This is a genomic window from Terrimonas pollutisoli, assembly GCF_029360765.1.
GTDB lineage: Bacteria > Bacteroidota > Bacteroidia > Chitinophagales > Chitinophagaceae > Terrimonas_B > Terrimonas_B pollutisoli.
Window position 1 is genome coordinate 37515 of sequence record NZ_JARKNA010000003.1, and the last position, 12734, is coordinate 50248.

Consider the following 12734-nt stretch of genomic DNA (forward strand, 5'->3'; position numbering starts at 1 on the left):
TATGAACCGATATTTCTCTTATCTGAATAGCGCCGTAAAAATTATAAACCATTATAAAGGCGATGAACCGTTTTCTTCTTTTCTCAAAAAATACTTTTCATTGAATAAGAAGTATGGATCAAAGGACCGCAAGCAAATCGGTCATCTTTGCTATTGCTATTTTCGATTGGGAAAAGCGGGAACAGGGCTTTCAATGGAGGAAAGAATATTGACCGCCTTGTTTCTTTGCTCGGATGTTGCCAATGAATTTTTGCAACAGCTAAAACCCGGCTGGAATGAACAAATTAATGTAAGTATAGAAGAGAAGATTGCATTGCTAAATTCCCGTGATCCTGTCGAAGGGGTTTCAATAACTGACGTTTTCCCGTGGCGTGAAGAGTTAAGTACGGGCATTGTTTATGAAGAATTTTGTGCGTCATTTTTCAAACAACCGGATCTGTTTTTACGACTGAGGCCCGGCAAAGAAAAAAAGGTAATGGAAAAACTGGAGAGGGCAGGAATTAGTTTTAAACAAGTAAGTGATACCTCCCTCGTTTTATCCAACTCATCAAAGCTTGATGAAGTAATAGAATTGAATAAAGACGCCGTAGTGCAGGATTATAGTTCGCAAAGGGTAGGAGAGTTTTTAGAAATGGGTCAGACCGGGACGGTCAGACCCGGTTCACTCGAGGTGTGGGATTGTTGCGCAGCCAGTGGTGGTAAATCCATCATGGCAAAAGATATACTCGGTAATGTTGATCTTACTGTTTCTGATATCAGGGATTCAATTCTTCACAATCTTAAAAAAAGATTTATTGAAGCAGGTGTTCATCAGTACAAAAGTTTCAAGGCAGATCTTGCCAATAAAGACACTAATGCCCTCCCTTTAGGGAGCGGGGAGGGGTTTGATTTAATCATTTGCGATGCTCCTTGCACTGGTAGCGGCACCTGGAGCCGGACACCAGAGCAGCTATATTTCTTCGAAAAGGAAAAGATCAGTTACTATTCCGGATTGCAGAAAAGGATTGTATCAAATGCAATAAAGCAATTAACTCCTGACGGCTATTTTCTTTATATCACCTGTTCCGTATTTAAAAAGGAAAACGAAGAAGTGGTTGAGTTTATCAAGGATAATTTTTCGCTTGAGCTGGTCGAATCAAAAATCTTAGACGGATACAATATTAAGGCAGACACGATGTTTGCGGCCCTGTTAAAGATGCCGTCATAATTTTAGCAGGCTCACGATACCTATCTCTACATTGCCCTTGTTAACTTTTAGAAGGTATTTTCCTGCCGGCAGTTTTTGTACTGGCAAGTCAATGGATTTTCTTCCACTGTTTTTGGATGTCAGTTGTTGCATGACAAGGCTTCCTTTCATGTCATAGACCGAAATCAGGATGTTTTGAATAGCGTCATTTGTTTCAATCAATAGGGTGGCATTTCCTATGGCTGGATTAGGGGCTATGATCAGCGAACTGGTATTGTTTGTTTCGCAAGATGAAGAAACAATCAGGGATGCAGTGTCAATAATAACATCTGTATGGCCTGCTGCGCTTGTATCGATCACCTGCCGGATCCGAAAATAGAAAGTGCCGGCGGAAATATTCACCGGCACACTATACTGGTATTGATTCGACAGCAGGCTGCTACTGTTTTCTGCATTTATTTCAGCGAGTTTCGAAAAATCAGTATTAGCGGGCAGTTTTCTTTCGATAATATACTTCATGCCTGCCACATCTTTACTGGTCCAACTGATGGTTGCAGTGCAGTTGTTATTAATCATGACTGAAGAGGTAGCATATTCAGAGAGCAATGAAGAAAAAGCTTTTTTCATGTCCGGAATACCGTATCCAATTCTATTATCAGGGTTGGTGTAAATACTGCCAGCTTCTTTTAAAGCACGAATGATCCGCATATTATTAAATTCAGGGAACGCTTGCCACAAGCATGTCGCCAAGCCTGCTATATTTGGGCATGCAAAAGAAGTTCCACTCCCGGCGCCGATAGTATTATTTCCTAATTGTATCATCGCACCCAAACCCACTGATGCCAGATCTGGCTTTATTCTTCCATCGGCAGAAGGACCATAGCTTGAACTTGCTGCAACAACACCCGAGGCATTAACCGAGCCAACGGCCACAATGCTGTCACCATCTGCCGGTGTTGTGATCATTTGCCAGTAATCGTTGCCTGAGTTACCGGCCGCATTAAACATCATCAATCCTTTTTTTGCTGCCATGTCAGCAGCCCTTGCTGATAAAGTTTTATCACCATTCAAATCAGTATAGGAATAATCCGGAAAAGGATCATTAAAACCATAACCATAACCTAATGAGGAAGAAATGATGTCGGCGCCGATGCTATCGGCTCTCTCTGCTCCACATGCCCAAGTGAATTCTTCAAGCGGGTACTCTGAACTTACATCTTCTGTTCTGAACAAATGAAAATTAGCCTTGGGAGCTTTGCCAATAAATTGACCCGGAATGTTGGCAGCAATAGTGGAAAAACATTGCATGCCATGCGCATTGTCTTCAACAACATTGGCATTACCTGTTACAAAGTCCCAGGTGCTTAATATTTGGGCGTTGGCATTGACACTGTCAAATGCTTTTAGCGAGGTGTATTGGAAAAAACCTCCGTCCAGCATAGCTATTTGCAAGCCTTCGCCATGCAAACCGATATTGTGCAGGAATTCACCTTTGTGTAAATGTATTTCGTTATACGAATTAGCGCCATAATCATAGTAATCTGATGCGGCCTGTTTTGAGCGGGAAGCCGTGGGAGCTGATAACGAAATATTTTCCCTGAATTTATTTTCGGTGTTATCAATTGGCCGGGCGGCGACGGAAGACACATCTTCGACAAAGCTTAACGAGTTAATTGCCGCAATGGCATTTGCATCTGTCGTCCTGATTACGACAGCGTTTAACCATTTTGAAATATTTAGTATTTCAACGCCGTCAATATTTTTTATTTGTGAGATATAAGAAGAAGGAACTGGCAGATCGGTGCTGTCAATGGGAATGTTATAACGGGTTCTTCTTTCGACAGCTCTTTGCGATAAATAAGCGGAAGGGCTGCTTAACGAAAAATTGGTAGTGGCTTTATTTTTTAACTGTACAAGATAGCGGGTAGGTTGTGCTTCCGACTTAGCCAGGAAAAAAACGAAGAAAATAAAAAAAAGAAATGCCTTCATGTAAATGGCTTTGTCTTTTCAAAATTAAGCCATCAAAAAATTAATTGTGATCGATCATCCACATGGTTATACCAAAGCCACGGTAATAAGGGTCAGGACCGGATGTATTGGGTTCGTATTCGGCAATCATGTACTCACGGTAGACAAGTCCAATGTTTTTTGCATACTTTTCAACAGCTCTTATTCTACCGCCCGGACGTGCAGGAGCTGTAACAGGGAAATTTTCTCCTGAATTTTCTTCTTCTACAGTCCATACATCATTGTATTCATGACCGTCATAGGTGAAAGAAGATTCGAAGGAGTCATAATTATAGTCCCAGTTTTTCATGTATCCAAACAATGTAAAACTTTGTGATTCGTATGGGTCTAAATTTAAATAGCTATTTCCTTTCCAGTTGTATCCTTCTCTTAACGGGGCGTGTAGTTTTATAAAACGGAGATTGTCTTCTATTACTTCGATACGATCTTGTAATGGCGTTACAAAATAAGATCCGTTGTTGGTCCACTCGCCGGTGCCATCTGCATTTCTTAAAAAACGGTATATACGATACGAAGGTCTGCCTAAATTATCTGTAATGAGCGTATCTACCTGGTGTCTTACCTGGTAGCTGTGTGTTTCAAAATCTCGTCCAAAAAGTGTAAGCGATAAAGAGTCAATCCGGTAGGTTATATATTTCCCGGGTGCCAATGGGAGATAATCGGACAATGGCTCAAGCGGAAGCTCTTCTTTTTCGGAACAGGAGAAAAGGCATACAAAAACAAAAACTACAAGGCCTAATCGATATCTCATAAGTGGTTGCTGTTAAATAGGGAACAAGGCGATAAAAGCTAATGCGATAATTTTCAAAAACTTAAATGGAAATATTTGTTCTTAAAAACCGAAAGCAGCGCTTTTTGCACTGCTTTTAAACGTATTTCAACTTGTATTATTGCCTTATAAATCAGGAAAATGAGTGAGATTTCCGCGTTGAATGATACCGCCGCCGATCACATCATCACCTTCATAAAAAACAGCGCTTTGGCCCGGGGCAATACCTTTTACATTTTCATAAAATCGTACTGAAACAGCATTGCCGGTTTCGAGAGGATAGATATTGGACAAGGCGCCTTTGTCCTTGTACCTTATTTTGGTGACAGCTTCCATTCCGGGAGTTATACTGTCGTACTTGATCAGGTTTAATTTGGCAACCGTCATTTCATTTTGTTCAAGATCACTTTCATCTCCCAAAACAACTGTGTTGGTTTCAGGATCTATGCGGGTGACAAATACGGGTTTACCAAAAGCAATGTCCAAACCTTTACGTTGCCCGATTGTGTAAAAAGGATAGCCTTTATGCTGGCCTAAAATCTTTCCATCCTTGTCTACAAAATTTCCGCCGGCTACCCGCTCTTCCAGGCCATCAACACGACGTTTTAGAAAGCCGCGGTAGTCATTATCCGGAACAAAACAAATTTCATAGCTCTCACTTTTTTTTGCTAGTTCAGGGTAGCCATAGTCCAATGCCATTTGCCTGATCTCTGTTTTTTTATAGGGCGCTAAGGGCAATAAGGTTCTGCTGAGCAGGTCTTGTTGCAATCCCCATAAAACATAACTCTGATCTTTGGTATCATCAATGGCCTTGCTCACAACATATCTTCCATTTTCATGTTGGCGAATCTTAGCATAATGACCGGTTGCGATATAATCACAGCCCAAGGCGTCTGCTCTTTTCAACAAAGCCCGCCATTTGATATGCGTGTTGCAAAGTACGCAGGGATTGGGGGTGCGGCCGGCGAGATATTCGTCTACAAAATTTTCAATCACAAAACCGCCAAATTCTTCCCGGATGTCGAGTATATAGTGTGCAAACCCATGCTCCACGGCGGCTTGTCTTGCATCATTGAAGCTGTCCACATTGCAGCAGCCTGTTTCTTTCTTGCTACCACCGCTGGCGGCATAGTCCCATGTTTTCATGGTGATACCCACTACTTCATAGCCTTCATCATTGAGCATCAGGGCGGTAACGGTACTATCGATACCGCCGCTCATCGCTACCAGCACTTTCCCTTTACGGCTCATACTTTCAAAATTAGCTGGCAAATATACGATGAATAAGCATTTTGCTGAAATGCATTAAAGTGCTATAGCAGGTGGTGTACGGAAATGAAGTCTTGTGTTTTGGCGTTGTATTAATCAGGCCTTAAAGAATTCTTCCTTTACTTCCATTTCGCCGTCGATTATCCTGATTGTTTTATAAGAGAGTTTATCTTCTATTTTCACATCATAAATCGTCTTGCCATTTTCATTAAGCTCTGCTATCGAAAAAATGGCGTAATCGTAGTAACGGCTTTTGACCAGGCGACGAATATATTGAGGCAACTTGTCTTCGGTGTAATATCGGATCATGCATCTATAATCCCCGTTTTTATGAAAGTAGACACTTATCCTGATATCATTCACAGTGAAGTAAGCAGCAGCTCCACTCTGCGACTGGCGCCAGGTAACATCGGATATATCTCTATATCTTCTAATGAAATTTCGCACCGCTTTAATACAGATATCATTGCGAAAAATAAAACCCGCACTGCCGGATGAATTGAATTGCTTAGATGGAGGGATAAGTTTTTCAAGCGAAGTTTGCGCATTAAGTTTTGCGAAACCGGTGGTGCTTTGTGTATGGCTGGTATTGTTTATGCAGGTGAGCATGATACCTGCAAGACAGGGGAGGAGATAATTTTTCATAACAGTAAGTTTTGACAGAAAAAAGCTGTTGATTGTCAGAACTAAATGGCCTTAACCTATGGTAAAGTCAGTGGCATCTTCATCAGTGCGGCGTGCCGGCATCTAATCAAAGTGACGGAGCATGGTTGTGAGTGTTGTTCCAGGTAAGCGAGAAAAGGGTAAAGGGTTATTGTCGGACAGTTGGTTTAATTGATCATCATGCAATTTTCAAATTGGCGGATATCTAGCTGGCTGAAAAATTGCTCCTTTCGTAGTGCAGTACCTAAGTAGGATAATTTATAATATAAAGCTACAAGATTATCGATGATAAACAGAACTAAATTTACCTGCGGTATATTTTCTCATATCATCGGTTAACTTTCTTTCATAATTGGTCGTGATAACAGTAACAGCGAAAACATTTTCAAGCGGGAATTTGCACCGTGAAACTAATACCGACGAGATATTAAAGTAATACTATTGAAAACACATAATGTCTGTCGGCTCCGACGCTTTGGTCTGAGTCCGACATTTATCGTCGGACATTATACCAATGGTTTATGAGATGAGATTTATGTCCAAATGGTATAACAATTAAGCGACATGTCAAACAAAAGCCCCCCTGGAAAGGGAGGCCGGAGAACGAATACTTATTCTGCTCGGGACTCTTATTTCGTTTTTGCCATTCGCTGCGTTTCTTCTAATTCCATATCTTCTACTCTTGCCATGATTATGTCTTTTGCATCTTCCATGCTGATCACCCAAATATTCCTGGCGTCCTGGCTTACCTTGAGTACCCGGGTGATCTTTTGATCGTAGTATTTGGTCTTTACAAGATGCCTTACATCCTTAGGAAGAAAATCTTCTGTTCCATAAGTAATGTGGTAAACAAGCTGGCCATTTTTGGTAAACAGTGCCCGGTTTTCCTGGTCGTTCATGATGAATTTTACGAGGAATTTTTTATCAATTTCATACCATCTCAGGTTGGTAGCGCCAGCAAAAAACTGGTTAAATGCCTTGTTAATTTTAGCACTGACAACTGCGCTTGATGAACTGGCAGTGATGGTGATAGCTGGTAATTCTTTGATAGTTCCTTCCTGGGAAAAAGAGTTGAATACTGTAGCTATAGAGACCAGGCCGCTGCCGATTAGATTAAAGAATTGGTGTTTCATTTTTAGAGGTTTAATGTTTTAAAATTGGTTTGTTTAATCATGAATCAAAAATAGGTTACAGGCAAGCTGAAGGATAGGGAGAGATAGTAGTTAACGGTTGCCGGCAGTAATTGGTCGAAATAAGAGAGTGGGAAGGAAACCTGTTTTGATTTTTTTAAACTGGATTTGGCATAAAACAGAATGGTGTCCTTTTGTAAAAAGTGAGTGATACACGGAAACGTAATCTGGAACCGGCTTTGGCAGCACCAAAAATGTAAAAAGCAAGAGCAGCTTATTGTTTACGAGCAGATTTTACCAATCTTGTTGGTTACTCAGTTTGAGATCGGGCCCTGAGCAATGATCTTTTTTGTATTCGTTTTGTCGGGGCTAGAGTAAATGGCTTCTGTACAATTTACGAATAAGGATGAATAGTTAACGACTGGTAGCGGTAATTGGTCGGAATGGGAGGGTAAGAAGGGAACAATTTTTAAAAAAATGGCGGCGGAAAAAAAGAATTGGTAAGGATTTGCACAAAGGTTTAGAACCATTTCATCAATCCTTCCTTACGGCTACGGGATACGTTGACGATGCTACCTTCGCTCATAACAAGATAGCCACCTTCACCGCGGACATATTTAGTTACTTCATTCAGGTTGACCATATAAGAATGATGCACACGGATAAAAAAAATGAAATCCTGTAATTGTTCTTCCATTTCTTTTAACGTGCGGCAGGCGATGATCTTGTTTTTATTTTTTAAGAAAAGATGGGTGTAGTTATCATTGGCTTCGCAATAGACCACCTGGTCGGCGGGTATTAGTTCAAATCCTTCAGAAGTAGGCACAGCAATTTTATTGAAGCCGCTGCTCTTGCCATGTATTTGTTTCAGCAGTATTTGAAATTGCTCTGCCATTGGCAAATGACGCTGCTCCTGTACTTTTTTTACAGCGCTGACTAGTTCATTGGGATCAATAGGCTTGAGTAAATAATCGAGTGCACTAAAGCGGATGGCTTTGATGGCATATTGATCATAGCTGGTAGTAAATATGACGGCAAAAGGAATCTCAGTAAACTGTTCCAGCATTTCAAACCCATTCATGGCCGGCATTTCAATATCCAAAAATACCAGGTCGGGTTTATGTTTTGCAATTGCTTCCAGACCTTTCTGCGCCGAACGGCATTGCTCCACAATTTGCACATCCCGGCAAAATTCTTTCAGCAGCATGGAAAGCGTATCAATGCAGTGTGCTTCATCATCTATAATGATTGCCCTGATCATGCCACTGTTTTATAAAACGAAAGTAGATGATATATCATTTGTATAGTTTAAAAAGGTTCAGGATTGAAAAGGACGCCGGGGTCCCTGCCTCTGACATACCTTTGAACAGACCCCGGCGTGAGGTAAAGTGTGGAACCCTTCTTGTTGTTTGACACACGAATTTAGGCCCCGGCGAACCTTAGAACTGCAGATGGCCTCTATAGGGATAGTTTCCCGCTTCAATTTCGTCTTTAAAGTCAATTCGCCCGGTGACACCTTCGAAAACACCGGTGCCGCTACCCTCTACAATAGGATGTTGACAACGTCCCTTAATTTCGGCGCCTACATAGGAGCCGTTTTCGGCGCAACCCTCGTACTTCGCCTCGAATTTGTAAGTCGTCCAGAACTCGCCAGACGCTCCGTTGTATGTGCCAACAAAGTGTTCTCTCCCCACTTCCCGGTAGGTTCCGCTCGGCGAACATTCGAAGTCGTCGACGAATGTGTACAGACAACCTTCAATATCCCCGGTCATGCTGATGGCATAGGCGGCGCCTTGACCTGGGGAGTTACATTCATCAGTTGCGTCAAAAAAGGCGACCCCCGATATTTGCGTTGCTCCGGCGTCCCTGTTTAAAACAGATACCGGCTCGTCTGCAGGCAACTGCTTTGCCTCGGTGTTGTCCTTGCTGCAACCCAGGATAATGAACGCTAAACAAAAGCTTATATAAATAAAAATTCTGTTTTTCATAATAAACCTCCTGTTATTTAGTGAATGAATAAAAGACGGTTTCAGGAAAACAACTCGCAGGTACTAATGATGTTTTTACAGGTACTCTTTAGGGCAACGGAAGGAATTACAAGTAACTGATGAAATCCAAATAGCCGGGAATTTTCCTTTTTTCAAGTTTTTAAGTTGAAAAAGATTTGGTACGGACCAATCGGGATTTATCTTGCCTGACCTTCATTGCCGGTGGATGTAATTAAGCATATGTCACCGGCATTTTAATAATTACTTCTGTTCCTGCGGGGCTGCCATCAGCATGTACAAGGTCATTGATCGTTACGGGTGATTCGTTTCCATTCAGCTTGTGAAGCATAGTAATTCTGTCGGCTGTTATTTTTAATCCCATTGATTTGTGGCGGGTGGCTGATTTACTTTCCAATATTGCCGCTTGTTTTCTCCCTATGCCATCATCGGTTACTTTGAAAATTAAATGATCATCTTCCTGTGAAATGTCAATATCAAGTTGCCCCTTTTCTTCTTTATGCATTAATCCGTGCCAGATAGCATTTTCCACAAAGGGTTGAATTATTAATGGAGGTACTTTCAACACTTCAATATCCAAATCTTTTGGAACAGCGATTTTATAATCGAAATGATGCTCAAAGCGAAGAGCCTCCAGGTCAAGATATAATTCCAATGCTTCCAGTTCGCTTTCCAAGGTGATCAAAGAGGCTTGTGAATTTTGCAATATCATTCTAACCAGTTTTGAAAACTTGGTGAGGTATTCCGATGCCTGAGCTTTGTTGTTTTGCAGGATGAACCTGTTTATAGAATTAAGCGAATTAAATATAAAATGAGGATTCATTTGTGCCCGAAGGGCCTGCATTTCCAGTTCTGCTGTTTTTTGCCTCATCTCTGCTAATTGCGTTACTTTTTCTGACCGCTCTACTTGAAGTTTGAATTTCTGATGAAGACGCCAGCGAATAATTCCATAAAATGCAACAACTATTAATAAACCAGCAATTATCCTGAACCACCAGGTTTTCCACCAGGGAGGGAGAATGGTAAATGTATAGGCTAACTCTTTGCTCCAGAATCCTTCACTATTAACCGCTTTGGCTTTAAACGTGTATGTGCCGTTCGGCAGATTGCTGTACGTTGCCTCCGGCTTGTTTGTAATTGAACTCCAGTTTGCATCAAGACCTTCAAGGAAATATTTGTATCGTACTTGTTTGGGCCGGTTTGTTGTGATACCAATAAATTGAAAAGTGATATAATTATTGTTATGGGCTAATTGTAAATTCTCAGGCTGATTGTACCAGGATGTAAGACCGCTAAAATTAAAATTCTTCACCCTTGAACCATTACTCAAAATGAGGGTACTGTCTTTCTTCTTTTTCACATCAAGCCAGTTAATGTTTTCATCAAACAGGGCCACACCGCTTAGTTGTATAGTGGGAGGAATTGTGTCCGGGATATCTCCTTCGGGATGATAGCAGGTAAGACGATTGCCAGCCCCCGCCCAGATGTTTCCATCGCGGCCCAGGATCATAGAGTTAAGATGACTCCCAACGCCTAAAAAACCATCCTCATATAACCAGGTAGTGAATAAAGAGATTTGCGTATGATCGGGGTTTGGCTTTTCTCTTGTATTATTTGCAGGTGATTTCATCTTACACAATCCATTATTGGTGAGGATCCAGAGATTCCCTTCTTTATCTTCCACAATACTGCTCACACTATTACTGCTTAATCCCTGGTCAGTAGTGTACCGTGTAAAGAATTTGCGATCAAATTTTATGACGCCTTCGGCATTAATTCCAAACCACAGGTTATTGTTTTTATCTGCAAGGATGCTATAGACACGTGAAACACTTGTACCATGGTTAATATTATAATGAGTAAAGGAATATCGTCCCGTTTCTGCAGCAGATAAGTCCAGTTTATTCACCACTCCATCATACTCAGTACCCAACCAAAGATTACCATTTCTATCTTCACAAATACTGTTAATACTTTCCCAGCTAAGGCCCTGGGCAGTTCCAAAATGCGTAAAGTTTTTTCCATCATATTTATACAGACCTTTAAAAGTGCCGAACCAAATATTTCCTTTTTTATCTTCCAGTATGCACCACACGGCGGCTTGGACAGTTTCAAATTGCGAAAAGGAGTTTCCATCATATTTATTAATTCCACCCCCCTTAGTACCAACCCAAAGGTTGCCTTTGCTATCGTTCAGCAAACACATCACCTGATTACTGCTTAAACCCTGGTCAATAGTATAACGTGCTACTGACTTTCCATCAAACCTGTTGAGGCCACCTCCATTCATACCCGCCCAAAGATTACCCGTCTCATCTTCTTCAATACAATTGTAACTGCCTTCACTAAAACCCAGGCTTGAATTTAAATGTGTAAAGGTTTTTCCATGATATCTGCAAAGTCCATCATCAGTGCCAAGCCAAAGATTTCCATTTTTATCTTCCCGGATGCTGTGAACCCTATTATTGCTCAGTCCCTGCTCAAAACTAAAGTGTGTAAAGGATTCGCCATTATACTTAAAAACACCTTCACCATACAAGGTGAACCAAAGATCTCCCGATTTGTCCTCTAAAATCTTATTAACTCCGTGAGCACTACCAGGCAAACCTTGTTCAATCGCATAATGTTCAAAAACCCTTCCGTCATACTTATTAACGCCACCTCCAAAGGTGCTAATCCAAAAATTTCCCTTGCGGTCTTCCAATATGCACATGATATCCGCATTACTCAGTCCCTGGTCAGTAGTATAATTCGAAAAAGATTTTCTATCGTATCTGCTTAACCCGCTATGGGTACCAAACCAAAGATTGCCTAAGCTGTCTTCTACTATACTGCGTACTTCATTGCCGGATAGTCCTTGTTTGGTTGTATAGTGGGTAAATGTTTTACCATCGTATTCATTGGCCCCGCCGTTTCTCGTACCGAACCAGAGATTTCCTTTTTTGTCTTCCAATATACTTATGACACAGCTATCACTAAGTCCCTGCGTGTTTTTGTAGCTTGTAAAAGATTTCCCGTCGAATTTGGTTAGACCTCCGCCGTCAAAACCACCAAACCAAATATTTCCCTTGCTGTCTTCCAGTATGCTCCAGATATTATCACTGCACAATCCCTGGGCGGCGGTATAATTAGTAAATGATCTTCCGTCGTATTTAGATACACCACCTTCATAGCAGGCAATCCACAAATTACCCGCCTTATCCTGGATGATGGGAAATATCCAATTGCTTTTAAGCCCCTGCTCTACTTTCAATATACTGAAGCTGGCAGGGTTATTTTCTCTTGTTTGAGGGACTCCTGCAATCGTTACTTTGGGAATGCCTGCTTTAAAAGGGCTGTCAATAGCAGGTACAATCGTTGGCAATGCAAAACCAGCCTGGCCCGGAGTGCATATTTTTGGCGCACCTGCCGCTACAATTCGTGGTTTACCTACGGGAGATATGTTTGAATTAATATTTGTCAATTTTGGTTTACTAACCGCTTTGCTTTTTATTTCTTTCGCAGGAGTAATTTCAGGTGGGGCCATTTTATCCTGAGATACAACGTATCCTTTGGCTTCAACAACCTCAGGCGGAATGAAATCAAAACTGCTTTGATGTTTCTTCTGCCTGCCGCATGCGCATAGCAGAAGGGAAAAGAAAAGAGGCAAAAAAAATATTTTATTTATCATTGAAACAAAATAA

9 protein-coding genes are annotated in these 12734 nt (G+C 41.3%); 1 reads left to right on the forward strand and 8 read right to left on the reverse strand.

The window, feature by feature from the left end:
* The first annotated feature begins 1 nt into the window (after position 1).
* The gene (locus tag P2W73_RS06725; RefSeq protein ID WP_276501236.1) at positions 2-1207 is read left to right on the forward strand and encodes an RsmB/NOP family class I SAM-dependent RNA methyltransferase; all 1206 of its coding nucleotides are present in this window, start codon (positions 2-4) and stop codon (positions 1205-1207) included.
* Here the strand turns inward: P2W73_RS06725 and P2W73_RS06730 are convergent.
* From P2W73_RS06730 to P2W73_RS06765, 8 genes are all read right to left on the reverse strand, one after another.
* Complete coding sequence (locus P2W73_RS06730; RefSeq protein WP_276501237.1) at positions 1202-3175, reverse strand: S8 family serine peptidase; 1974 nt, start codon at positions 3173-3175, stop codon at positions 1202-1204. The genes P2W73_RS06725 and P2W73_RS06730 overlap by 6 nt on opposite strands.
* Positions 3176-3215: 40 nt before the next feature.
* Positions 3216-3965, reverse strand: coding sequence for a hypothetical protein (locus P2W73_RS06735; protein WP_276501238.1), 750 nt, complete (start codon positions 3963-3965; stop codon positions 3216-3218).
* 144 nt (positions 3966-4109) lie between these two features.
* Positions 4110-5234, reverse strand: a complete 1125-nt coding sequence (gene mnmA, locus P2W73_RS06740; RefSeq protein ID WP_276501239.1) for a tRNA 2-thiouridine(34) synthase MnmA — start codon at positions 5232-5234, stop codon at positions 4110-4112.
* 114 nt (positions 5235-5348) lie between these two features.
* The gene (locus tag P2W73_RS06745; protein WP_276501240.1) at positions 5349-5897 is read right to left on the reverse strand and encodes a hypothetical protein; all 549 of its coding nucleotides are present in this window, start codon (positions 5895-5897) and stop codon (positions 5349-5351) included.
* Positions 5898-6544: 647 nt separating this feature from the next.
* On the reverse strand, positions 6545-7048 hold the full coding sequence (locus P2W73_RS06750; protein ID WP_276501241.1) for a hypothetical protein: 504 nt from the start codon (positions 7046-7048) through the stop codon (positions 6545-6547).
* A 517-nt stretch (positions 7049-7565) separates the two neighbouring features.
* Positions 7566-8306 (reverse strand): LytR/AlgR family response regulator transcription factor, encoded by a 741-nt coding sequence (locus P2W73_RS06755; protein WP_276501242.1) that lies wholly within the window; start codon positions 8304-8306, stop codon positions 7566-7568.
* 178 nt (positions 8307-8484) lie between these two features.
* Entirely contained in the window at positions 8485-9033 is a 549-nt protein-coding gene (locus tag P2W73_RS06760; RefSeq protein WP_276501243.1) for a hypothetical protein, read from the reverse strand.
* Between the two features lie 232 nt (positions 9034-9265).
* Entirely contained in the window at positions 9266-12721 is a 3456-nt protein-coding gene (locus P2W73_RS06765) for a two-component regulator propeller domain-containing protein (RefSeq protein WP_276501244.1), read from the reverse strand.
* Positions 12722-12734: the final 13 nt, after the last annotated feature.